This is a genomic window from Pseudomonas sp. R19M (assembly GCF_050312585.1).
In the GTDB taxonomy this organism is placed as follows: Bacteria; Pseudomonadota; Gammaproteobacteria; order Pseudomonadales; family Pseudomonadaceae; genus Aquipseudomonas; species Aquipseudomonas palleroniana.
Window position 1 is genome coordinate 35,918 of record NZ_JBNPJV010000053.1, and the last position, 20,483, is coordinate 56,400.

24 protein-coding genes are annotated in these 20,483 nt (G+C 61.0%); 10 read left to right on the forward strand and 14 right to left on the reverse strand.

Translation table 11 applies throughout. The annotated features are described in order from the left end of the window. Positions 1 to 64: 64 nt before the first annotated feature. The 3 genes from rsmD to ACQRBT_RS10930 are packed head-to-tail and all read right to left on the reverse strand — an operon-like array spanning position 65 to position 3,511. Positions 65 to 676 carry a 16S rRNA (guanine(966)-N(2))-methyltransferase RsmD gene (gene rsmD / locus ACQRBT_RS10920; RefSeq protein ID WP_060753481.1) on the reverse strand — a complete coding sequence of 204 codons (612 nt, stop codon included), beginning with the start codon at positions 674 to 676 and terminating at the stop codon, positions 65 to 67. Then, positions 676 to 2,163: a M16 family metallopeptidase gene (locus tag ACQRBT_RS10925; RefSeq protein WP_412046169.1), complete on the reverse strand. Its 1,488-nt coding sequence runs from the start codon at positions 2,161 to 2,163 to the stop codon at positions 676 to 678. The genes rsmD and ACQRBT_RS10925 overlap by 1 nt, the downstream gene beginning before the upstream one ends. Further along, positions 2,156 to 3,511, reverse strand: coding sequence for a M16 family metallopeptidase (locus tag ACQRBT_RS10930; protein WP_412046168.1), 1,356 nt, complete (start codon positions 3,509 to 3,511; stop codon positions 2,156 to 2,158). The genes ACQRBT_RS10925 and ACQRBT_RS10930 overlap by 8 nt, the downstream gene beginning before the upstream one ends. Positions 3,512 to 3,848: 337 nt before the next feature. On the opposite strand from ACQRBT_RS10930, the gene ftsY reads away from it, so the two are divergent. The 4 genes from ftsY to rpoH all read left to right on the forward strand — a co-directional run bounded on the left by ftsY (position 3,849) and on the right by rpoH (position 7,926). Further along, positions 3,849 to 5,252, forward strand: coding sequence for a signal recognition particle-docking protein FtsY (gene ftsY / locus ACQRBT_RS10935; protein ID WP_412046167.1), 1,404 nt, complete (start codon positions 3,849 to 3,851; stop codon positions 5,250 to 5,252). Further along, positions 5,249 to 5,920 carry a cell division ATP-binding protein FtsE gene (gene ftsE, locus ACQRBT_RS10940; RefSeq protein ID WP_003176700.1) on the forward strand — a complete coding sequence of 224 codons (672 nt, stop codon included), beginning with the start codon at positions 5,249 to 5,251 and terminating at the stop codon, positions 5,918 to 5,920. Before ftsY ends, ftsE begins: the two co-directional genes overlap by 4 nt. Beyond that, positions 5,917 to 6,942: a permease-like cell division protein FtsX gene (ftsX, locus tag ACQRBT_RS10945; RefSeq protein ID WP_090368208.1), complete on the forward strand. Its 1,026-nt coding sequence runs from the start codon at positions 5,917 to 5,919 to the stop codon at positions 6,940 to 6,942. The genes ftsE and ftsX overlap by 4 nt, the downstream gene beginning before the upstream one ends. A 129-nt stretch (positions 6,943 to 7,071) precedes the next feature. After that, positions 7,072 to 7,926, forward strand: a complete 855-nt coding sequence (rpoH, locus tag ACQRBT_RS10950) for an RNA polymerase sigma factor RpoH (protein WP_060753475.1) — start codon at positions 7,072 to 7,074, stop codon at positions 7,924 to 7,926. A gap of 124 nt (positions 7,927 to 8,050) precedes the next feature. On the opposite strand, the gene mtgA is transcribed toward rpoH, so the two are convergent. After that, positions 8,051 to 8,773 carry a monofunctional biosynthetic peptidoglycan transglycosylase gene (gene mtgA / locus ACQRBT_RS10955; RefSeq protein ID WP_412046166.1) on the reverse strand — a complete coding sequence of 241 codons (723 nt, stop codon included), beginning with the start codon at positions 8,771 to 8,773 and terminating at the stop codon, positions 8,051 to 8,053. A gap of 74 nt (positions 8,774 to 8,847) precedes the next feature. Between mtgA and ACQRBT_RS10960 the strand changes: the two genes are divergently transcribed. The 4 genes from ACQRBT_RS10960 to trmB all read left to right on the forward strand — a co-directional run bounded on the left by ACQRBT_RS10960 (position 8,848) and on the right by trmB (position 11,095). After that, positions 8,848 to 9,228: a DUF423 domain-containing protein gene (locus ACQRBT_RS10960; protein ID WP_060753473.1), complete on the forward strand. Its 381-nt coding sequence runs from the start codon at positions 8,848 to 8,850 to the stop codon at positions 9,226 to 9,228. Positions 9,229 to 9,299: 71 nt separating this feature from the next. After that, complete coding sequence (gene thiS / locus ACQRBT_RS10965) at positions 9,300 to 9,500, forward strand: sulfur carrier protein ThiS (RefSeq protein WP_031320180.1); 201 nt, start codon at positions 9,300 to 9,302, stop codon at positions 9,498 to 9,500. Positions 9,501 to 9,565: 65 nt separating this feature from the next. Continuing rightward, complete coding sequence (locus ACQRBT_RS10970) at positions 9,566 to 10,360, forward strand: thiazole synthase (RefSeq protein ID WP_412046165.1); 795 nt, start codon at positions 9,566 to 9,568, stop codon at positions 10,358 to 10,360. 9 nt (positions 10,361 to 10,369) lie between these two features. Next, positions 10,370 to 11,095 carry a tRNA (guanosine(46)-N7)-methyltransferase TrmB gene (gene trmB, locus ACQRBT_RS10975; protein WP_060753471.1) on the forward strand — a complete coding sequence of 242 codons (726 nt, stop codon included), beginning with the start codon at positions 10,370 to 10,372 and terminating at the stop codon, positions 11,093 to 11,095. Positions 11,096 to 11,170: 75 nt separating this feature from the next. Here trmB and ACQRBT_RS10980 read toward each other — a convergent pair whose 3' ends face one another. The 9 genes from ACQRBT_RS10980 to ACQRBT_RS11020 all read right to left on the reverse strand — a co-directional run bounded on the left by ACQRBT_RS10980 (position 11,171) and on the right by ACQRBT_RS11020 (position 17,871). Next, complete coding sequence (locus ACQRBT_RS10980) at positions 11,171 to 11,494, reverse strand: DUF3392 domain-containing protein (RefSeq protein ID WP_016972961.1); 324 nt, start codon at positions 11,492 to 11,494, stop codon at positions 11,171 to 11,173. Between the two features lie 19 nt (positions 11,495 to 11,513). Then, positions 11,514 to 12,716, reverse strand: coding sequence for a radical SAM family heme chaperone HemW (hemW, locus tag ACQRBT_RS10985; RefSeq protein WP_412046164.1), 1,203 nt, complete (start codon positions 12,714 to 12,716; stop codon positions 11,514 to 11,516). Beyond that, positions 12,713 to 13,309 carry an RdgB/HAM1 family non-canonical purine NTP pyrophosphatase gene (gene rdgB, locus ACQRBT_RS10990; protein ID WP_060753469.1) on the reverse strand — a complete coding sequence of 199 codons (597 nt, stop codon included), beginning with the start codon at positions 13,307 to 13,309 and terminating at the stop codon, positions 12,713 to 12,715. The genes hemW and rdgB overlap by 4 nt, the downstream gene beginning before the upstream one ends. Beyond that, a complete protein-coding gene (locus ACQRBT_RS10995) occupies positions 13,306 to 13,740 on the reverse strand; it encodes a DUF4426 domain-containing protein (protein ID WP_090368220.1) in 435 nt (144 codons plus the stop codon). Before ACQRBT_RS10995 ends, rdgB begins: the two co-directional genes overlap by 4 nt. 21 nt (positions 13,741 to 13,761) lie before the next feature. Further along, positions 13,762 to 14,382, reverse strand: coding sequence for a methionine biosynthesis protein MetW (gene metW / locus ACQRBT_RS11000; protein ID WP_060753467.1), 621 nt, complete (start codon positions 14,380 to 14,382; stop codon positions 13,762 to 13,764). Positions 14,383 to 14,389: 7 nt separating this feature from the next. Then, on the reverse strand, positions 14,390 to 15,529 hold the full coding sequence (metX, locus tag ACQRBT_RS11005) for a homoserine O-succinyltransferase MetX (protein ID WP_090368222.1): 1,140 nt from the start codon (positions 15,527 to 15,529) through the stop codon (positions 14,390 to 14,392). A gap of 190 nt (positions 15,530 to 15,719) precedes the next feature. Further along, entirely contained in the window at positions 15,720 to 16,307 is a 588-nt protein-coding gene (locus tag ACQRBT_RS11010) for a YggT family protein (protein ID WP_060753465.1), read from the reverse strand. 25 nt (positions 16,308 to 16,332) lie between these two features. After that, positions 16,333 to 17,151: a pyrroline-5-carboxylate reductase gene (gene proC / locus ACQRBT_RS11015; RefSeq protein ID WP_090368224.1), complete on the reverse strand. Its 819-nt coding sequence runs from the start codon at positions 17,149 to 17,151 to the stop codon at positions 16,333 to 16,335. 33 nt (positions 17,152 to 17,184) lie between these two features. Further along, positions 17,185 to 17,871 carry a YggS family pyridoxal phosphate-dependent enzyme gene (locus ACQRBT_RS11020; protein WP_104994930.1) on the reverse strand — a complete coding sequence of 229 codons (687 nt, stop codon included), beginning with the start codon at positions 17,869 to 17,871 and terminating at the stop codon, positions 17,185 to 17,187. Between the two features lie 57 nt (positions 17,872 to 17,928). Here ACQRBT_RS11020 and ACQRBT_RS11025 point away from each other — a divergent pair, with 57 nt between their 5' ends. Beyond that, a complete protein-coding gene (locus ACQRBT_RS11025) occupies positions 17,929 to 18,960 on the forward strand; it encodes a type IV pilus twitching motility protein PilT (RefSeq protein ID WP_161548655.1) in 1,032 nt (343 codons plus the stop codon). A 137-nt stretch (positions 18,961 to 19,097) separates the two neighbouring features. On the opposite strand, the gene ACQRBT_RS11030 is transcribed toward ACQRBT_RS11025, so the two are convergent. Then, on the reverse strand, positions 19,098 to 19,733 hold the full coding sequence (locus ACQRBT_RS11030) for a C40 family peptidase (RefSeq protein ID WP_060753461.1): 636 nt from the start codon (positions 19,731 to 19,733) through the stop codon (positions 19,098 to 19,100). Between the two features lie 249 nt (positions 19,734 to 19,982). On the opposite strand from ACQRBT_RS11030, the gene ACQRBT_RS11035 reads away from it, so the two are divergent. Continuing rightward, positions 19,983 to 20,411, forward strand: a complete 429-nt coding sequence (locus ACQRBT_RS11035; RefSeq protein ID WP_060753460.1) for an NINE protein — start codon at positions 19,983 to 19,985, stop codon at positions 20,409 to 20,411. The last annotated feature ends 72 nt before the right edge of the window (positions 20,412 to 20,483 follow it).

A 20,483-nucleotide genomic window follows, 5' to 3' on the forward strand; every position in this document is an offset into this window, starting at 1 on the left:
ATCCAGGCAGAAATTAGGCGCCTGGTTTAGGGCGGCTGCGCCGCCCAGCGCGGGGCAAGCCCGCTCACGACATGGTGTTGCGGTGCCACAGGGCGTAATACACGCGGCCGGACTTCTGTTCCCGGTGCAGGCGCCAGCTGCCCGGCAGGCCAAGCGTGGATGGCGCAGTCTCGCTTTCAGTGTAGATCCAGGCATCGGGCGCCAGCCATTGGCGTTCTTCAAGCAACGCACACACGGTCGGCAACAGGTTCTGGTTGAACGGTGGGTCGAGGAACACGACGTCGTATTCGCTGGCCGGCTGGGTGTCCAGGTAGCGCAAGGCGTCGGCGGTCTGGACCTGGCCGGTGGTGCAGCGCAAGGTGCCCAGGTGTTCCTTGAGGCTGGAAACCGCCACATTGCTGGCATCCAGCGCCTGGCCTTGGGCCGCCCCACGGGACAGCGCCTCCAGGAACAGCGCGCCGCTACCGGCAAACGGGTCCAGTACCTTGGCCCCGCCGATGTGCGGCGCGAGCCAGTTGAACAGGGTTTCACGCACGCGATCCGGCGTCGGGCGCAGGCCCACGACATCGGGGAAGCTCAGCTTGCGGCTGCCCCATTCACCACCAATGATGCGCAGTTGGCCCACACCGTTATGGACGTTGTGGACAGGTTTTTTCGGGCGAGATGAACTGGCCATTAATGCTCCGGAACCCCGAGCGGTTGCTCGGCGGGTTTGTCAGTGGGGGGCGGTAGTGGCTTTTGCGCAATCGTCGGGCCGGCGGTCACGATGACCATCTTGTCGGCGCTCAAGTGTTTGTTCAAGGCAGCCTTGACCTGCTCTGTGGTCAGGGCCTGGGATTGTTTCATGAAATCTTCCAGATAGCTCAGCGGCAGGTTGTAGAAACCCATCGCGCCCAGTTGCCCGACGATATCGGCGTTGCTTGCCGTCGACAGTGGGAAGCTGCCGGCCAACTCGCGCTTGGCGTCATCCAGTTCCTTTTGCGTCGGGCCGGTCTTGAGGTAGTCGGCCAGCACGTCCTCGACCAGGCGCAGGGTGCCGCCGCTCATTTCGGCGCGAGTCTGCAGGTTGATCATGAACGGGCCGCGTACCTGCATCGGCGAAAAGCCGGAGTACACGCCGTAGGTCAGGCCGCGTTTTTCGCGCACTTCACTCATCAAGCGAGTGCCGAAGCCACCGCCGCCGAGGATCTGGTTGCCAAGGGAGAGGGCTGCGTAGTCCGGATCGGCGCGGTCGATACCCAGTTGGGCGAACAGCAGGTGAGTCTGCTTGGACGGAAACTCGATGTGGCTCAGGCCGGCCTTGGGCTCGCTTGGCTGAGCGATCTTGGCCAGCGCCGGACCTTTGGGCAGCGATGCGGAAACCTTGGCGGTCATCGCTTCGGCTTCGGCGCGGGTCAGGTCGCCGACCACTGCAATGACTGCATTACCCGCGGCGTAAGCTTTGGCGTGGAACGCCTGCAGCTGGGCGAGGGTGATTTTTGGAACGCTTTCGGCGGTGCCTTCGCTCGGGTGCGCGTACGGGTGGTCACCGTAGAGACGTTTGAACAGCTCCAGGCTCGCCAGTTTGCCGGGGTTCTGCTTCTGGTATTCGAAACCGGCAAGGATCTGGTTCTTGATGCGCGCCAGGGAGTCGGCCGGGAAGGTCGGCTTGCCGATCACCTCATCAAACAGGTTCAACGCGGCATCGCGTTTGTCGCTGTCGCTCAGGCTGCGCAAGGACACCAGCGCCATGTCGCGGTAAGCGCCATTGCCGAAATCGGCGCCCAGGCTTTCAAAACCGCTGGCGATCTGGCTCACATCCTTGCCCGGCACACCCTCGTTGAGCATGGCGTTGGTCATCAGGGCCAGGCCCGGGACGTCACCGTCCTGGCTGCTGCCGGCGGCGAACAGGACACGCATGTCGAACATCGGCAGTTCATGGGCTTCGACGAACAGTACCTTGGCGCCTTCAGCGGTGTTCCAGGTTTGCACGTCGAGTTTGCGGTTGGTCGGCGCCTTGCCGTCCAGTTCCGCGAGGGATTGCAGGGTGTTGCTCGATTGCGCCTTGTCCAGCGCCTGACTGGCGACGGATTCGCTTGGGCGCAGGAAGTACACGGCGCTTGCGGCGACCAGGGTGACGACGACCAGGCCGGGAAAGATCAGGCGGCTGCTTCGATTACTCATGAGCGGTCTCCTCAGGCAGAACATGGGCGACGCTCAGACGATCGCGGGTGAAATAGGTGCGCGCGGCTTTCTGGATATCTTCCGGCGTCACGCTTTGCAGCTCGGCCAGTTCAGTGTCCATCAGCTTCCAGGACAGGCCGATGGTTTCCAGCGAACCGATGGCCGTGGCCTGGCTGGTGATGGAGTCGCGCTGGTAGACCACGCCGGCAATGACCTGGGCGCGGATGCGCTCCAGTTCCTCGGCGGTCGGCGGTTTGGCTTTCAGCTCTTCCAGCAGGCGCCACAGGCCGGCTTCGGCTTGGGCAATGGTCTTTTTCTTCTGTTGGTTCGGCGTGGCCGTCAGGGTGAACAGGCTGTCGCCACGGGTGTAGGCGTCGTAGCCGGTGGAGGCGGCTGAAACCAGTTCTTCACCACGTTCCAGTTGTTCGGAAATACGTGCGCTATAGCCGCCATCCAGCAAGGCGGAGATCAGGCGCAGGGCTTGTACCGAGCGCTTGTCTTCGGCCGTTGCCAGGCTTGGGACGTTGAAGCCGAGGATCACGCTCGGCAGTTGGGTTTGCACACGCATGGTCAACAGGCGTTCGCCGGGCGCGGCCAGCTCCAGTGGGATCTTCGCCGGTGGCACGTCGCGTTTGGGAATCGGGCCGAAATACCGTTGGGCCAGGTTTTTCACCTCGTCCGGCGTGACGTCGCCGACGACCACCAGGGTGGCATTGTTCGGCACGTACCAGGACTGGTACCAGTGACGCAGTTCCTCGACCTTCATGCGCTCAAGGTCGGCCATCCAGCCGATAGTCGGCGTGTGGTAGCCGCTGGCCGGGTAGGCCATGGCCTTGAAGCGCTCGTAGGCCTTGGACATTGGGTTGTCGTCGGTGCGCAGGCGGCGTTCTTCCTTGATCACTTCGATTTCGCGGCTGAACTCATCGGCCGGCAGGCGCAGGCTGGCCATGCGGTCGGCTTCCAGTTCGAAGGCTACGCCCAGGCGATCACGGGCCAGCACCTGGTAGTAGGCGGTGTAGTCGTCACTGGTGAAGGCGTTTTCTTCGGCGCCCAGGTCGCGCAGGATCAGCGAGGCTTCGCCGGGGCCGACCTTGGCGCTGCCTTTGAACATCATGTGTTCCAGCGCGTGGGACAAACCGGTCTGGCCCGGGGTCTCGTAGCTTGAACCCACCTTGTACCAAACCTGGGACACTACAACTGGTGCACGATGATCTTCGCGCACGACCACTTTGAGGCCGTTATCCAGGGTGAATTCATGGGTAGGTTGTGGGTCGGCTGCGAAAGCGTAAAGGGGCAGACAAACTGTGCTGAGCAGCAGGCCTGCGGCGCGGCGGGCTAGAGCATTCATTCGTTTTTAAACCTGTTGGGCTGCCCGCTTGGTCTTAGCGTCGGCGGGCGAGGAGGTGCTAGGATACTGATCCGATTTGGACACGGCCACTGCGGCGGTCATCCTGTCCCGGGTTCAGTCGTCGGAATCTTGGAATAGAGCGTGGGTTTCCCCGACGATCTTCCACTTTTCGCCGATGTTATCGCTTCAGTCCTATATTGAATCGATTTGTCAGGGTCTTTATTTATGCCCTGGAAATGTTGCGCATGAACAAGCGAGCTTTAAAGCAGTCTGTTCTGCATTGAATTTATTTACCGAAGCGCCCTGGCGCATCGCTACTTTGAGATAGCCGTCCTCCATGTTTGGTTCCAACGACGACAAGAAGAGCCCAGCTGCGGCTGGCGAGAAAAAAGGCCTGTTCGGATGGCTGCGCAAAAAGCCGCAGGAACCCGTCGTCGAACAGCCGCAGGTTCAACCTGAGCCGATTCAAGAGCCCCCAGTAGTTGCGGCCGAACCGGTTGCCGAAGCTCCGGCGCCGGTGGTGTTGCCGATGGCTGAACCGGTGTTGCAGCCGGTGGTCGAGGCCGCGCCTGAGCCGGAGCCGGAGCCCGAGTCCAGCCCGATACATACGCCGTGGCCACAGTTGCCGGTGGCCGAAGAGCCCGTGGCGCTGGTTGAGGATGTGCAGGCTGAACATGTCACGCCGCCCATTCCTGCCGTCATTGAGCCCGTAACGGTAGTGGTCGAAGCGCCGCCGGCATTGGAGCCGGTTGCTACGGCCGTGATCGAGCCGGAGCCAGAGCCGGTTGTCGCCGCCGTCACCGAAGCCAGCAAAACCGGCTTCTTCGCTCGCCTCAAGCAGGGCCTGAGCAAGACCAGCGCAAGCATCGGCGAAGGTATGGCCAGCCTGTTCCTGGGCAAGAAGGTCATCGATGACGAACTGCTGGAAGACATCGAAACCCGCCTGCTGACCGCCGATGTGGGCGTCGAAGCCACTGCGGTGATCATCCAGAGCCTGACCCAGAAGGTGGCGCGCAAGCAGTTGACCGACGCCGACGCCCTCTACAAATCCCTGCAGGCCGAACTGGCCGCGATGCTCAAGCCCGTGGAAGCGCCGCTGGTTATCACGCCGAACAAGCCATTCGTGATCTTGGTTGTGGGTGTGAACGGCGCGGGCAAGACCACCACCATCGGCAAACTGGCGAAAAAACTGCAGTCGGAAGGCAAGAAAGTCATGCTGGCGGCCGGTGACACCTTCCGCGCCGCTGCTGTTGAACAGCTGCAGGTGTGGGGTGAGCGCAACAAGATCCCGGTGATCGCCCAGCACACCGGTGCCGATTCTGCTTCGGTGATCTTCGACGCCGTGCAGGCCGCCAAGGCGCGCAACATCGATGTGTTGATCGCCGATACCGCCGGTCGCCTGCACACCAAAGACAATCTGATGGAAGAGCTGAAGAAAGTGCGCCGCGTGATCGGCAAGCTCGACGCCGATGCGCCACACGAAGTATTGCTGGTGCTCGACGCGGGTACTGGCCAGAACGCTATCAGCCAGGCCAAGCAATTCAACCAGACGGTGCAACTGACCGGCCTGGCATTGACTAAGCTCGACGGCACGGCCAAAGGTGGCGTGATCTTCGCCTTGGCAAAACAGTTCGGGTTGCCGATTCGCTACATCGGCGTCGGTGAAGGCATCGACGACCTGCGCACCTTTGAAGCCGAACCCTTTGTACAGGCACTGTTTGCCGAACGGGAGCGTTCATGATTCGATTCGAACAGGTCGGTAAACGCTATGCCAACGGGCATGTGGGCTTGCATGAGCTGAGCTTTCGAGTGCGTCGCGGCGAGTTTTTGTTTGTCACCGGCCATTCCGGCGCCGGCAAGAGCACCTTGTTGCGCCTGCTATTGGCCATGGAGCGCCCTACCACCGGCAAACTGCTGTTGGCCGGGCAAGACCTGGCAACCATCAGCAATGCGCAGATTCCGTTCCTGCGCCGCCAGATCGGCGTAGTGTTCCAGAACCACCAGTTGTTGTTCGATCGCACGGTGTTCAATAACGTCGCGCTGCCGTTGCAGATCCTCGGGCTGTCCAAGGCCGAGATCATCAAGCGCGTGGACTCGGCCCTGGAGCGTGTCGCGTTGTCGGACAAGACCGATCTTTATCCTGGCGACCTGTCCACCGGCCAGCAACAACGCGTCGGCATTGCCCGCGCCATCGTCCACCGCCCGGCCTTGCTGCTGGCGGACGAACCGACCGGTAACCTCGACCCACGCCTTGCCGCCGAGATCATGGGCGTGTTCGAAGACATCAATCGTCTGGGCACCAGCGTGCTGATTGCCAGCCACGACCTGGCACTGATCGCCCGCATGCGTCACCGCATGCTGACCCTGCAGCGTGGCCGCCTGATCGGTGACGGGGAGGCGGGTGTATGAGTGCAACACGTAGCCCTAAAGTTTCCGAGCGCGTGGCGCCGAAAGCGGCTGACCCGCAACCGCAGAAGAAGAAAAAGCGCGACGATGATGAGGGCCCGGACTTCGGCACCCTGCTGCACGCCTGGATCGAAAGCCATCGTGCCAGCTTGCTCGACAGTCTGCGCCGCCTGGGCAAGCAGCCGATCGGCAGTTTCTTCACCTGTCTGGTGATGGCGGTGGCATTGAGCCTGCCGATGGGGTTGTCGCTGCTGCTCAATAATGTGGAGCGCCTGGGTGGCTCCTGGCAGCGTGCGGCACAGATTTCCCTGTACCTGAACATCGACGCCAGTGCCAAAGATGGCGAGGGCCTGCGCGATGACATCAAGCAATTGCCGGGCGTCGCCGATGCTGAATACATCAGCCGTGACCAGGCCCTTGAGGAATTCCAGCAACAATCCGGGCTGGGCGAGGCGCTCAAGGAGTTGCCGCAGAACCCGCTGCCGGGTGTGGTGCTGGTGACGCCCAATGAAGTCGACAAGCCGGCCCTGGAAGCCCTGCGACAAAAACTCGCAGAGATGCCCAAGGTGCAACAGGCGCAGCTTGATCTAGTCTGGGTGGAGCGCCTGGCCGCGATCCTCAAGCTGGGTGACCGCTTTGTATTCGGGCTGACGGTGCTGTTGGTGTCTGCATTACTTTTGGTGATAGGTAATACCATTCGTCTTCATATTGAAAACCGTCGCACCGAGATAGAAGTGATTAAACTGGTCGGCGGCACAGACAGCTATGTGCGTCGTCCTTTTCTGTACATGGGCGCGCTTTATGGCTTTGGTGCAGGGATTTTGTCCTGGGGCGTGCTGGCGTTTGGCCTTGACTGGCTGAACGACGCGGTCGTCGGGCTTGCCGGGTTGTACGGCAGCGATTTCGCTCTGGCCGGCGTGCCGGTGGCCGATGGTCTGAGTCTCTTGCTTGGCGCTGTCTTGTTGGGGTATATCGGTGCGTGGATTGCGGTCGCTCGTCATCTACGCGAGCTGGCACCGAAGTAGTTAATGTCAGATTAATGTGGTTTCGTTTGTATTGACCGTATGGGTGGTTTAGGGAACTTGTCCTACGGTTCCCGGTCAATTTTCGCAGTGCTTAATTGCACGAGTTATGTGAGTCGGAGGTTTTTTCGTATGACCACTTCTTTGCAACCTGCTTATGCCTTGGTCCCGGGTGCGAACCTGGAGGCCTATGTGCACACGGTGAACAGCATTCCATTGCTGACGCCCGAGCAGGAGCGTGAACTGGCCGAGAGTCTCTACTATGAGCAGGATCTGGAGGCGGCTCGGCAGATGGTGCTCGCCCACCTGCGGTTTGTCGTACATATTGCCCGTAGCTACAGCGGCTACGGTCTGGCCCAGGCTGACCTGATCCAGGAAGGCAACGTTGGCCTGATGAAGGCTGTAAAGCGCTTCAACCCGGAAATGGGTGTGCGCCTGGTGTCGTTTGCCGTGCACTGGATCAAGGCGGAAATCCACGAGTTCATCCTGCGCAACTGGCGCATCGTGAAAGTCGCGACCACCAAGGCCCAGCGCAAGCTGTTCTTCAATCTGCGCAGCCAGAAGAAACGCCTGGCATGGTTGAACAATGAAGAAGTCCACCGCGTGGCCGAAAGCCTCGGCGTGGAGCCACGTGAAGTGCGCGAGATGGAAAGCCGCCTGACCGGCCATGACATGGCCTTCGACCCGGCCGCCGAAGCGGACGACGACAGCGCCTTCCAATCGCCGGCCAACTATCTGGAAGACCACCGGTATGACCCGGCCCGTCAACTGGAAGACGCCGACTGGAGCGACAACTCCAACCACAACCTGCACGAAGCGCTGGAAGTGTTGGACGACCGCAGCCGTGACATCCTCTACCAGCGTTGGCTGGCGGAAGAAAAAGCCACGCTGCACGACCTGGCGCAGAAGTACAACGTGTCGGCCGAGCGGATTCGCCAGCTTGAGAAAAGCGCGATGAACAAGCTGAAGTTGTCCATCGCTGCTTAAAGCGCGGCCTGGTCAAAATGTGGGAGGGGGCTTGCTCCCGATAGCTGTGTTTCTGCCAGTTCATCTGTGACTGACGCACAGCAATCGGGAGCAAGTCCCCTCCCACAGTTGTTTGTGCGTTGTGTCAGTCGGACCAGGGGGCTTTTCTGGAGTTGTTCAGCTCAGCCAGGTAACCATCCCCACCCAACTGGCTCATCTGCTGGCGAATCCAGGCTGCCCGTCTTGCCACATACGCCGTTGGATGACTGGCACTCCATACCCGTGGGTTAGGCAGCACTGCAGCCAGATAACTGGCCTGCTGGCGAGAAAGCGCCTTGGCACTCACTCCAAAGTGATGCTCTGCTGCCGCTTGCGCACCAAATACCCCTTCATCCCATTCCACGCTGTTGAGGTACACCTCGAGAATCCGCTGCTTGGGCCACAACACCTCGATCAGCCCAGTGAGCCAGGCTTCCAGGCCCTTGCGGAAATAGCTGCGGCCGGCCCACAGGAACAGGTTCTTGGAGACCTGCTGGCTCAGGGTACTGGCACCGCGAATGGAGCCGCCGCGCTCGTTATGCAGAATCGCCGCCTGGATCGCGCCGAAATCAAAGCCCCAGTGTTGCGGGAAGCGCTGGTCTTCACCGGCCATCACCGCCACTTTCAGTTCATCGGAGATCTCATCCCACGGCACCCAGGTGCGCTGCAGGTCAATCGGCTCGCCATCAATCCAGGATTCGACCTTGCGCTCCACCATCAGCGCCGTGAACGGAGGCGGCACGACACGCAACAGCAGCACCAGCAATACACTGCCGATGGCAAACCATTTCACGATTGTGAGGAAACGCTTGAAGAGGAAACGCAGCATAGAGATGGCTTGGCCGAACCCGTTGAGCGGGCCATTATACAGACCCGGCCCTTTGAGTCTGACTGGAGTTCCTCATGCTGCGTAGCTTTCTGATGCTGGCTGCCTTTTTCGGCTTTACCGGTGTCGCCCTGGGGGCTTTCGCCGCCCACGGTCTGAAAAACCGCCTGAGCGCCGAGTACCTGGCGATCTTCCATACCGGCGTGACCTATCAGTTGGTGCATGCCCTGGCGCTGTTCGGCGTGGCGTTGCTGGCTGCGCATATCCCGGGCCGATTGGTGAATTGGGCGGGTCTCTCGTTTACCTTCGGCATCCTGCTGTTCTCCGGCAGCCTGTATGTACTGACCCTGACCGGGATCAGCAAACTGGGGATCATCACGCCATTTGGCGGGCTGGCGTTTCTGCTCGGATGGTTCTTCCTTGGCTTGGCCGCGTGGCGCTTGCAACTGACCGCTTGACGCTTGGAGCTGACCTTGAGGTCTCAATCGCGCTAGAATGCTGGCCCCTAAAAACGATGACGGCCCGTGGCATGCGCATTCTGTTGAACGGCGAATCCTTTGAACTGCCCGACGGTGAAACCGTTGCGGCCCTGCTGACCCGCCTGGACCTGACCGGGCGTCGCGTCGCAGTGGAGCTCAACCTGGATATCGTCCCGCGTAGCCAGCACGCCGAGACCGCGCTCACCGAAGGTGACCAGGTCGAAGTGGTCCACGCCATCGGCGGCGGCTAGCCGTCAGGCGCTCAATCGCGCCAACCCGCATTCTGCAGAACCTCACCCCATTTCGAGGATTTCCCATGAGCATCGTTCGTAGCGACAAGCCCTTCGTTCTGGCCGGTCGTACTTACCAGTCCCGTCTGCTGGTCGGTACCGGCAAGTACCGCGACATGGAAGAAACCCGTCTGGCCATCGAAGCCTCGGGCGCCGAGATCGTCACGTTTGCCGTGCGCCGCACCAACCTGGGCCAGATCGAAGGCGAGCCGAACCTGCTCGACGTGTTGTCGCCGGATCGCTACACCTTCCTGCCGAACACCGCCGGTTGCTACGACGCCATCGAAGCCGTGCGTACTTGCCGCCTGGCGCGTGAGCTGCTCGACGGCCATAACCTGGTGAAACTGGAAGTACTGGCCGACCAGAAAACCCTGTTCCCCAACGTGATCGAAACCCTCAAGGCCGCTGAAACCCTGGTCAAGGAAGGTTTCGACGTGATGGTCTACACCAGCGATGACCCGATCATCGCGCGCCAACTGGCAGAAATCGGCTGCATCGCCGTGATGCCGCTGGCTGGCCTGATCGGTTCCGGCCTGGGTATCTGCAATCCGTACAACCTGCAGATCATCCTTGAAGAAGCCAAGATCCCGGTCCTGGTGGATGCGGGCGTGGGGACTGCCTCCGACGCCACCATCGCCATGGAGCTGGGCTGCGACGCGGTGCTGATGAACTCGGCCATTGCCCATGCCCAGCAACCGGTCATGATGGCCCAAGCCATGCAACACGCCATCCTTGCAGGCCGCCTGGCGTATCTCGCCGGCCGCATGCCGAAAAAACTCTACGCCAGCGCCTCCTCGCCGCTGGATGGTCTGATCAAGTAAGAGCTATTGATGACTGAATCAAACGAAACGCCAAACACCGTGGAAGAAGGTGACGAGTCCAAGCACCGCCGTATCAAGAGTTTTGTGATGCGCGCCGGTCGCATGACCGAAGGCCAGCAAAAGGGCCTGGAGCAGGGCACGCCGCTGTTCGTATTGCCACTGGCTGACGCGCCGGTGGACTACGACCAGGTGTTCGGCCGTTCGGCCCCGCGTTCCCTGGAAATCGGCTTCGGCATGGGTCACTCCTTGCTGGAAATGGCCGCCGCTTCGCCGGAACAGGATTTCATCGGTGTGGAAGTACACCGTCCGGGTGTCGGCGCGCTGCTTAATGGCGTGTTGACCCAGGGCCTGACCAACCTGCGAGTCTATGACTGCGACGCGATTGAAGTGCTCAACCGCTGCATCGCCGACAACAGCCTCGATCGCCTGATGCTGTTCTTCCCTGACCCGTGGCACAAGGCTCGTCACCACAAGCGTCGCATCGTCCAGGCTTCCTTCGCGGAACTGGTACGCAGCAAGCTGAAAGTGGGCGGTATCCTGCACATGGCGACCGACTGGGAGCCGTATGCCGAATACATGCTGGAAGTGATGAACGTCGCGCCCGGCTACCGCAACCTGGCCGAAGACGGCAAGTGCGTGCCACGCCCGGCCGAGCGTCCGATCACCAAGTTCGAACGCCGCGGCGAGCGATTGGGGCATGGGGTGTGGGATTTGAAGTTCGAGAAACTGGCCTGACCCGGCTGCAGTTTTGAAATGCGGTAAAAAATGTGGGAGCTTGCTCCCACATTTGTTTTTGCAGTGTGCTTGGAATTAGCGGCGGTCTGCGACAACGCCAATCAACACCAGCACTACCACCAGCACCGGTGCCAGGCTGTAGTTATTGAACTGGCTCAACCCCCGCACAATCCACGGCGTGGCATAGATCAGCGCCGCGCCGCTGCCGATCATGCACACCAGCGCCATCAGCGGTACGCGCAAAGCGCCAGCAATGCTGCCCAGGCGCGCTTCGACCCAACCCTTGATGTCGGCGCCGAACAGCACCAGCAAACAGCCCACGAGGGCCAGGGAGATTTCCGACAGGTTGCTACGGCTCCAGCGGGACACAGTGGCGAGCAGGTCGAGTACCAAATCCATGTGATTTCCTTAAGAGCGATCAGCTCAAAAACTTCTGCAACAGGTCATTGAGAAAAAGTTGCCCGCGGTCGGTCGCCGCCAGGCGTGACGGTTCGACCTGCATTAAGCCACTTCGTTCTGCCTCGCGGCAGCCTTCGTCGAGGCTGGCCAGGTCGAGGCCGGTGCGTTCGGCATAGAGTCTGGCTTCGACGCCTTCGGTGAGGCGCAAGGCGTTCATCAGGAACTCGAACGGCAGTTCCTCGTTCGTCAGCTCTTTGGCTCCAGCTTGGAAGCTTTTGGCCGGGTTGAGGTAGTCCTTCGGCGCTCGCGTCTTCCAGGTGCGCACAATACGCCCGTCCGGGTGGCTGAGCTTGCCGTGGGCGCCGGCGCCGATGCCGATAAAGTCACCGAAGCTCCAGTAGTTCAGGTTATGCCGCGCCGGGCGGCCCGCCTGGGCATAGGCCGACACTTCATATTGCCGGTAGCCATGTTCGGCAAGCAGCGCCTGGCCGGCTTCCTGGATGTCCCACAGCGTGTCGTCTTCCGGCAGCGCAGGTGGCTGGTTCCAGAATACGGTGTTGGGCTCCAGGGTCAGTTGGTACCAGGACAGGTGCGTAGGCTTGAGCGCAATGGCCTGGCGCAGGTCGCTCAGGGCGTCGTCCAGGGACTGATCGGGCAGGCCGTGCATCAAGTCCAGGTTGAAGTTATCAAACCCCGCCTGGCGCGCCATGTCGGCAGCCCGTACGGCTTCATCGCCGTTGTGGATACGCCCCAGGGCTTCAAGCTTCGCCTGCTGGAAGCTCTGGATGCCGATGGACAGCCGGTTGATCCCCAGCTTGCGGTACGCGACAAATTTTTCTTGCTCGAAAGTCCCGGGGTTGGCCTCCAGGGTGATCTCGATGTCGTCGGCAAACGCAATGCGCGCTTGCACGCCTTCGAGCAAGCGCCCCAACGCGGCGGCGCTGAACAGGCTGGGCGTGCCGCCACCAAAGAAGATCGAACTCAGCTCGCGGCCATACACCGCATGCAGGTCCTGATCGAGGTCGGCCAGCAAGGCATCCACATACTCCGCTTCCGGCAGCACGCTGCTGGCGGTGTGGGAGTTGAAGTCACAATAAGGGCATTTGCGCACGCACCACGGGATGTGGATGTACAGCGCCAGGGGCGGCAAGTGGGGCAGGGCCGCCCGTGGTGTTCGCGCGCCGCCGTGAATCAGCGGTTGCGCGGAGGTGTTTTGAGTCATTTCAGGCCCAGGCGTTGGCGCAGCAAATCCATTGCGCGGGCGCGGTGGCTGATCTGGTTCTTGTCGGCCGGGCTCAGTTCGGCGCTGGAGACATTGCGCTCCGGTACCCAGAACAGCGGGTCATAGCCAAAGCCGTGTTCACCGCTGGGCGCGTGCAGGATACGCCCGTGCCACAACCCTTCGCAGAGGATCGGCAGCGGGTCGTCGGCGTGTCGCACCAGGGCCAGTACGCACACAAACTGCGCGCCACGCATGGCGTCCGGCACATCCTTGAGCGCGTCCAGCAGCTTGGCATTATTGGCCGCGTCTCCCTTGCCATCGGCATAACGCGCCGAGTAGATGCCAGGGGCGCCGCCCAGGAAGTCCACCGCCAGGCCCGAGTCATCGGCCAGCGCCGGAAGGCCGGAGAGGCGTGCGGCATTGCGCGCCTTGAGGATGGCATTTTCGACGAACGACAGGCCGGTTTCTTCCGGCTCGACCTGGCTGAATTCGCCGATCGAGCGCAGCTGCACGGAGCCACCGAGCATGGCTTGCAGTTCTTTGAGCTTGCCGGCGTTATGGCTGGCCAGTACGAGTTGGGTGAGGTTCATCATTCGGCCGGGAAGAGTTCTTGGACAAAGCTGAAACCGTGGGCCTTGCCGCCGGTTTCAACATTGATGGTGAAGGTCTTGAATTCCTGCTGCGGCACCGAGTATGGCGCGAGGTAGTTGGTCACGCCTTTTTCGGTGATCTGCTTGAAGGTCAGTACTTCGCTCTTGCCGAGCGAGTCCTTGATGGTGCCGGTCACTTGCGCCGCCACGGGCGTCACGCCCTTGAACACCGACACGTTGATCAAGCCCTTGTTCTTGCTGCGCACTACGCCCACTGCCTGGGCGGTTTCCGGCTGCAGGAAGCTGGAGGTGAAGGTGTTGTAGCGCACGGTGATATCGCCGAATTCCTTCGTGCGATTAGGGTCGATAACGTCGGCGGCCATGGCGTTGACGCCAAGCAGTGCGGTCAATAGAACAACAGCCAAACGGCTCATGTGCGTCCCTCTGGAAAATGATTAGACGGCAATCTTGTGGTCGGCCAGGCCAGGACTGCTGACCCGGTAAATCCCGATTTCTCCCAACAGGTTCGGCCACAGCTTACTCGCCCAACCGTGGCGGTGCTGTTGATCGACGGCAAGGCGGTTGATCACCTTGGCTTCACGCTCGCCGCACAGGGCTTCGAAGTCTTCGAAGGTGCAGAAGTGGATGTTGGGCGTGTTGTACCACGTGTACGGCAGGAAGTCCGAGACCGGCATGCGGCCCTTGGTCGCCAGGTACCAGCGGCAGCGCCAGTGGCCGAAGTTGGGGAAAGTGATGATGCACTGGCGGCCCACGCGCAGCATTTCGTCGAGGATGCGGTCCGGGTAGTGCACCGCCTGCAGGGCTTGGGTCATCACCACGATATCGAAGCTGTTGCTGGCAAAGTTGCCCAGGCCCTTGTCCAGGTCCTGCTCGATCACGTTGATGCCCTTGGCCACGCACTGGGCGATGTTGTCCGGGTCGTTTTCCAGGCCATAGCCGGTGACTTGCTTGTTGTCACGCAGCCAGCTCAGCAGTTCGCCGTCGCCGCAGCCCAAGTCGAGCACGCGGCTGCCGGCGGGTATCCAGTCTTGGATGATTTCCAGGTCAGCTCTCATGGCGTTCTCATACAGTAATACGGTTCATGTAGTTGCCGAACGCCTGCAAGTAACGCGGGATCGGGATCAGGAAGGCGTCGTGGCCTTGCGGAGCGTCGATCTCCAGGTAGCAGACGTCCTTGCGTGCCGCCATCAGCGCGTCCACCAGCTCGCGGGAGCGGGCCGGCGAGAAGCGCCAGTCGGTGGTGAATGACATCACGCAGAACTTGGCCGTGGCATTTTCGAAGGTTTTCGCCAGGTCGTCGTCGTGGTTGGCCGCCGGGTCGAAGTAGTCCAGGGCCTTGGTCATCAGCAAGTAGGTGTTGGCGTCGAAACGCCCTGAGAACTCCTCGCCCTGATAACGCAGGTAGCTTTCCACCTGGAACTCGACGCTGTGGAAGTCGTAGTTGAGCTTCTCGCTCTTGAGGCCACGACCGAATTTCTCGCCCATGGAGTCATCGGACAGGTAGGTGATATGCCCCACCATCCGCGCCAGCATCAGGCCGCGCTTGGGGATCACCCCGGCTTCCTGGAATGAACCGCCGTGGAACTCGGGGTCGGTGAGGATGGCCTGGCGTGCGACTTCGTTGAAGGCGATGTTCTGTGCCGAGAGTTTCGGCGCCGAGGCAATGGCCAGGCAATGGCGCACGCGATCCGGGTAGGTGATGGTCCATTGCAGGGCCTGCATCCCGCCAAGGCTGCCGCCGATCACCGCTGCCCATTGGCCGATGCCCAGCAGGTCGGCAAGACGAGCCTGGCTGTGTACCCAGTCTTCCACGGTCAATACCGGGAAGTCGGCACCGAAGGGTTTTCCGGTTTCCGGGTTGATACTGCTCGGGCCGGTAGAACCGTTGCAGCCGCCGAGGTTGTTCAGGCTGACCACGTAAAACTTGTTGGTGTCGATGGGCTTGCCGGGGCCGATGCAACTGTCCCACCAGCCGGGCTTGCGATCATCGGCAGCGTGGAAGCCCGCCGCGTGGTGATGGCCGGACAGGGCGTGACAGATCAGCACGGCATTGCTCGCCGTGGCGTTCAGTTGGCCGTAGGTTTCGTAGATCAGGTCGTAGGCGGGCAGCGAGCGGCCACAGGCCAGGGCCAGCGGCTCGCTGAAGTGCGCCACTTGGGGTACGACCAGTCCAACGGAATCGGGGGGAAAGGCAGCTGGCATCGACCCTGCTCTCGTTTAAATGAGGCGTAAGTCTAAAGAGCGCTGCACCCAGCGGCAAGCAAACCCTTCCCGGCGGATCGTTCCCACGCTCTGCGTGGGAATGCCTTTTGTGATGCTCTGCGTCACGCTTCGGGACGCGGAGCGTCCAGTGCTGCGTTCCCATGCTGAGCGTGGGAACGATCGTTGCGTGTCAGATCAGGCCGAACAGTTCCTTGGGCATGAACGCGTAATAAGCCAGGCGCGGAATCACCCAGCTTTGCAGGAGCTGGATCGCGATAAACGCGAAGATCGGCGAGATATCCAGGCCGCCCAGGTTAGGGATCAGGCGGCGGAACGGCGCCAGCACCGGCTCGGTGATCTGGTAGACCAATTCGGCGCCCGGGCTGCGGCTGCCAGGTGCGACCCACGACAGGATCACGCTGATGATCATCGACCAGAAGAGGATCTTCAAAAACAGCGAGAAAATGCCGATCAGGCCCCACGGCAACAACAACACCGTGTTGGCCTGGTAGCCGTTGAGCAGCAGGATCACGGCGAACAGCAGGATCTGCAGCAGCAGCGCCAGCACCAACGAAGACATGTCCAGGCCGAACATGCTCGGGATCACCCGGCGCAGTGGCTTGAGCAGCGGTTGGGTGGCCTTCACCACGAACTGGCACAGCGGGTTGTAGAAGTTCGCCCGCACCAGTTGCAGGATAAAACGCATCAGCACGATCAGCAGGTACAGGCTGCCCAGGGTCTGGATGATGAAAATGGCAGCGTCATTGATTCCGAGCATGTTGGTTTCCTAATGAAGGGGACGACTATTTGCCCAGCTGTTCGGCCATTTCAGCCGAACGATGCGCCGCGGCACCCAGTGCTTTTTCCACCAGGGCTTCAAAACCCCCGGCCTGAAAGGATTCGATGGCGGCCTGCGTGGTGCCGCCTGGGGAGGTTACGCGACGGCGCAGCTCGGCGGCATCCACCTCGCTGCCGACGGCCATGTGCGCGGCCCCCAGCGCGGTTTGCTCGGCCAGTTGTTCAGCTACTTCGTGGGACAGGCCCAGCTTGACGCCGGCGGCGGTCATGGCCTCGATCAGCAGGAAGAAGTAGGCCGGGCCGCTGCCGGAGACGGCGGTGACGGCATCCAGCTGCTGCTCCTGTTCCAGCCACAGGGCGCTACCCACGGCGGACAGCAGCTCCTGGGCCTGGTCGCGTTGTTCGGCGCTGACGCTGGAAGTTGCATACAGGCCGCTCACGCCCTGGCGCAGCAGCGCCGGGGTGTTGGGCATACAGCGCACAATCGGCTGGGCACCGAGCCATTGGCTCATGCTGGCGCATGTGATGCCGGCGGCTATCGACACCACCAGTTGCTGCGGTTGCAGGCTCGGGCGCAGGCTTTCGCACACGGCCTTCATGGCTTGCGGCTTGACCGCCAGCACGATCACGTCGACGCCCTGGATGGCTTCGGCGTTGTCGGCGAACGTTTCGATACCGTGCTCGGCGCTGACGCGGGCGCGGGTCTCGGCACCGGGGTCGCTGGCACGGATCTGCTGGGCTTGCAGGCCCTTGGCCCGCAGGCCGCCGATCAGGCTGGCCGCCATGTTGCCGGCGCCGATAAAGGCAATACGCGTGTTGCTCATGACAGGTCCTTATTCAGAGAGAAGTCAGCCATTTCACGGCTGGCCGTAGTCGCGGGCGCCAAACAGGGCGGTACCGATCCGCACCCAGGTGGCGCCTTGGGCGATCGCCGACTCAAGGTCATGGCTCATGCCCATCGAAAGTGTGTCGAGCGGCAGGTTCAAGCTCGCTTGCAGGTCTCTGACCGTTGCGAACGCCGCATCTTGCGCCGCGCGGTCTTCAGTCGGCTCGGGGATCGCCATCAACCCGCGCAGCTTCAGGCGCGGCAGGGCGCTGATGGCATTGGCCAGTGCCGGCAGGTCGGCGGGTGTGCAGCCGGACTTGCTGGCTTCGCCACTGACGTTGACCTGGATGCAGATGTTCAGCGGCGGCAGGTCGGCCGGGCGTTGTTCGGACAGGCGTTGTGCGATTTTCAAGCGGTCCACGGAATGCACCCAGGCGAAGTTCTCGGCGATCGAGCGAGTCTTGTTCGATTGAATGGGGCCGATGAAGTGCCAACTCAAGGGCAGGTCGGTTAATTCGGCCTGTTTGCCCAAAGCTTCCTGCAGGTAGTTTTCGCCAAAGTCGCGCATTCCGGCGGCAAAGGCTTCGCGCACGGCTTGCGCGGGTTTGGTCTTGCTCACGGCCAGCAGATGGATGCTGTGTTCATCACGTTGCACGGCATGGGCCGCGGCACGGATCCGCTCGCTAACCAAGCCAATGTTGTCTGCTATCGTCGACATTCAAGATGCACCCGTGGATATGGAGTCCGCGGCATTCTACTGGAAATGGAAAGCCCTATGGATATCACGCAATTGCTCACGGCCAGCGTGCGCCGTGGCGCCTCAGACCTGCATTTGTCCGCCGGTCTGGCGCCGATGCTGCGCATCGATGGCGAAGTCTGGCCCCTGGAGGGGTCGATACTTTCGCCACCGCAAGTTGCGGACTTATTGAGCCCTTTGCTCAATCAACACCAACAAAAGGATTTCGAAACATCTCTTGAAACGGATTTTGCATTTGAATTGCCTGGCGTGGCGCGCTTTCGGGCCAATGTGTTCCGACACGATCGCGGCATGGGGGCGGTGTTTCGTACCATTGCTCAGGTGCGAAGCCTGGAAAGCCTGGGCCTCGGGGAGGTGTTCCAGCGTATCGCCCAATTGCCTCGTGGGCTGGTACTGGTGACCGGGCCGACCGGGTCGGGCAAGTCCACGACACTGGCGGCGATGATCGACCACCTCAACCAGCATCGGCGCCAGCACATCCTCACCCTCGAAGACCCCATCGAATTTATCCACAAACCCAAATCGGCATTGATCAACCAGCGGCAGGTGCACCGTGATACCCACAGCTTCTCGGCGGCCCTGCGTTCGGCGTTGCGCGAAGACCCGGATGTGATTCTGGTGGGAGAGCTGCGCGACCTGGAAACCATCCGCCTCGCGCTGACGGCGGCCGAGACCGGGCACCTGGTCCTGGGCACCCTGCACACCGCGTCCGCGGCGAAAACCGTGGACAGGCTGGTGGATGTGTTCCCGGCGGGGGAAAAGGCCATGGTGCGTTCGATGCTGTCGGAGTCTTTGCAGGCCGTGGTGTCCCAGGCGCTGGTCAAGAAGATCGGCGGCGGGCGGGTAGCGGCTCACGAGATCATGCTGGGCACGCCGGCCATTCGTAACCTGATCCGCGAGGACAAGGGTGCACAGCTGGTTTCAGCGATCCAGACCGGTGGGGCATTGGGGATGAAGACGTTGGATATGAGCTTGAAGGCGCTGGTGAGCGAGGGGCTGGTCAGCCGGGAGGCTGCGCGGGAGCTGGCGAGGGTTCCCGCAGACATGTAGCTTCTGGGGGCCAGTGAAAGCCAAAATGTGAGAGGGGGCTTGCTCCCGATAGCAGAGTGTCAGTCAACACATGTTTGACAGATCTACCGCTTTCGGGAGCAAGCCCCCTCCCACATTTACTGCATTTCAGCTTGAGATCAGCGTTGTACCACGCGCAAGTTGTTCTGCTCTTTAGGCAGGACCCGCTTGGCGATCACGTAGTTCTTGTCCCAGAACGGTTTTTTCAGCGTGTCGATGCTGACCGACTTGCCACGACGCGGTGCGTGGATGAAACGGTCGTTGCCCAGGTAGATGGCGACGTGATTGACCTGGCGGCTCTTGAGTTTGAAGAACAACAGGTCGCCCGGTTTCAGGTCCTTGCGATCTACCTTCAACCCGTGGCCGGCAGCCATGGCGTTGGAGGTGCGTGGTAAATCCACCGCTTTGACGTCATTAAATGCGTATTTCACCAAACCACTGCAGTCGAACCCTTTACTTGGGCTGCTTCCGCCCCAACGATAAGGAGTACCCAGCACGTTGACGGCGCGGCTGAGCACGGTGCTGCTTTGCTTGCCGTTCGCGGCCAGTTGGGTATGAAGCGTTTTACCGTGGGCCTTGCTCACTTGAGTCGGGCGGTTGACGGTCAGCTTTACCGACTTGGCAGTGCTGGGTGTGCTGTGGACTTTAGGGGTGAAACCGTTGACGTTCGGAAGTCGTTGCTCACGATTGGTGGCGTGGGCGGCCAGTGGCATTAATAGGCAAATGGTTAGCCATGTCTTGAAAAATGGTCGCATTAGGCGTGGCTCTTATGGGTTTGCGCGCAACTTTATAACAGCTTTTTGTGCCGTTCTCAGGCCGTTTGTCGACTGAACCTTGGGGTCAAATACAGGAAAACGCGACGTTTTATCGCAATTGTCCTACACAAGTCAGGCGGTACAAGGCTTTGAGGGGAGGGAAGATACCATTTGCCGTACGTCGGGCGCCCGTAAAAAAGTCACAAAGAAAGTGAAAAAATTTATCTATCGAGGCAAAAGAGGTACTTCATGAACACCTATCGACAGGATGTTTCGCAGCAAGACACCCACAGCAAGGTGATTGGTTACCTGCTCTGGATTTTCGGTTTTACCGGTGCCCATCGCTTCTATTACGGCAAACCGGTCACTGGTACGATCTGGTTTTTCACCTTCGGCCTGCTGGGTATCGGCTGGCTGATCGACTTGTTCCTGATCCCGGCCATGGACCGTGAAGCCGACCTGCGTTTTACCGCTGGGCCCATCGAATACAACGTGGCCTGGGTACTGCTGGCGTTCCTGGGGGTTTTTGGTTTGCACCGCATGTACCAGGGCAAATGGATCACCGGCCTGATCTACCTGCTGACCGGCGGTTTGTTCCTGGTGGGGGTGTTGTATGACTTCTGGACGTTGAATACCCAGATTTCCATCCGCAATGCCGAGCGCATTAGCGGCCGTTGAATCTTCCGAGCCATAGTGGGATTAAATGTGGGAGGGGGCTTGCTCCCGATAGCGGTGGATCAGCCAGTTTTT

What these genes read in the sequence shown, in the direction of transcription:
- rsmD (WP_060753481.1), bottom strand. Translation starts at nt 676, where the DNA reads ATGGCCAGTTCATCTCGCCCGAAAAAACCTGTCCACAACGTCCATAAC.
- ACQRBT_RS10925 (WP_412046169.1), bottom strand. Translation starts at nt 2,163, where the DNA reads ATGAGTAATCGAAGCAGCCGCCTGATCTTTCCCGGCCTGGTCGTCGTC.
- ACQRBT_RS10930 (WP_412046168.1), bottom strand. Translation starts at nt 3,511, where the DNA reads ATGAATGCTCTAGCCCGCCGCGCCGCAGGCCTGCTGCTCAGCACAGTT.
- ftsY (WP_412046167.1), top strand. Translation starts at nt 3,849, where the DNA reads ATGTTTGGTTCCAACGACGACAAGAAGAGCCCAGCTGCGGCTGGCGAG.
- ftsE (WP_003176700.1), top strand. Translation starts at nt 5,249, where the DNA reads ATGATTCGATTCGAACAGGTCGGTAAACGCTATGCCAACGGGCATGTG.
- ftsX (WP_090368208.1), top strand. Translation starts at nt 5,917, where the DNA reads ATGAGTGCAACACGTAGCCCTAAAGTTTCCGAGCGCGTGGCGCCGAAA.
- rpoH (WP_060753475.1), top strand. Translation starts at nt 7,072, where the DNA reads ATGACCACTTCTTTGCAACCTGCTTATGCCTTGGTCCCGGGTGCGAAC.
- mtgA (WP_412046166.1), bottom strand. Translation starts at nt 8,773, where the DNA reads ATGCTGCGTTTCCTCTTCAAGCGTTTCCTCACAATCGTGAAATGGTTT.
- ACQRBT_RS10960 (WP_060753473.1), top strand. Translation starts at nt 8,848, where the DNA reads ATGCTGCGTAGCTTTCTGATGCTGGCTGCCTTTTTCGGCTTTACCGGT.
- thiS (WP_031320180.1), top strand. Translation starts at nt 9,300, where the DNA reads ATGCGCATTCTGTTGAACGGCGAATCCTTTGAACTGCCCGACGGTGAA.
- ACQRBT_RS10970 (WP_412046165.1), top strand. Translation starts at nt 9,566, where the DNA reads ATGAGCATCGTTCGTAGCGACAAGCCCTTCGTTCTGGCCGGTCGTACT.
- trmB (WP_060753471.1), top strand. Translation starts at nt 10,370, where the DNA reads ATGACTGAATCAAACGAAACGCCAAACACCGTGGAAGAAGGTGACGAG.
- ACQRBT_RS10980 (WP_016972961.1), bottom strand. Translation starts at nt 11,494, where the DNA reads ATGGATTTGGTACTCGACCTGCTCGCCACTGTGTCCCGCTGGAGCCGT.
- hemW (WP_412046164.1), bottom strand. Translation starts at nt 12,716, where the DNA reads ATGACTCAAAACACCTCCGCGCAACCGCTGATTCACGGCGGCGCGCGA.
- rdgB (WP_060753469.1), bottom strand. Translation starts at nt 13,309, where the DNA reads ATGATGAACCTCACCCAACTCGTACTGGCCAGCCATAACGCCGGCAAG.
- ACQRBT_RS10995 (WP_090368220.1), bottom strand. Translation starts at nt 13,740, where the DNA reads ATGAGCCGTTTGGCTGTTGTTCTATTGACCGCACTGCTTGGCGTCAAC.
- metW (WP_060753467.1), bottom strand. Translation starts at nt 14,382, where the DNA reads ATGAGAGCTGACCTGGAAATCATCCAAGACTGGATACCCGCCGGCAGC.
- metX (WP_090368222.1), bottom strand. Translation starts at nt 15,529, where the DNA reads ATGCCAGCTGCCTTTCCCCCCGATTCCGTTGGACTGGTCGTACCCCAA.
- ACQRBT_RS11010 (WP_060753465.1), bottom strand. Translation starts at nt 16,307, where the DNA reads ATGCTCGGAATCAATGACGCTGCCATTTTCATCATCCAGACCCTGGGC.
- proC (WP_090368224.1), bottom strand. Translation starts at nt 17,151, where the DNA reads ATGAGCAACACGCGTATTGCCTTTATCGGCGCCGGCAACATGGCGGCC.
- ACQRBT_RS11020 (WP_104994930.1), bottom strand. Translation starts at nt 17,871, where the DNA reads ATGTCGACGATAGCAGACAACATTGGCTTGGTTAGCGAGCGGATCCGT.
- ACQRBT_RS11025 (WP_161548655.1), top strand. Translation starts at nt 17,929, where the DNA reads ATGGATATCACGCAATTGCTCACGGCCAGCGTGCGCCGTGGCGCCTCA.
- ACQRBT_RS11030 (WP_060753461.1), bottom strand. Translation starts at nt 19,733, where the DNA reads ATGCGACCATTTTTCAAGACATGGCTAACCATTTGCCTATTAATGCCA.
- ACQRBT_RS11035 (WP_060753460.1), top strand. Translation starts at nt 19,983, where the DNA reads ATGAACACCTATCGACAGGATGTTTCGCAGCAAGACACCCACAGCAAG.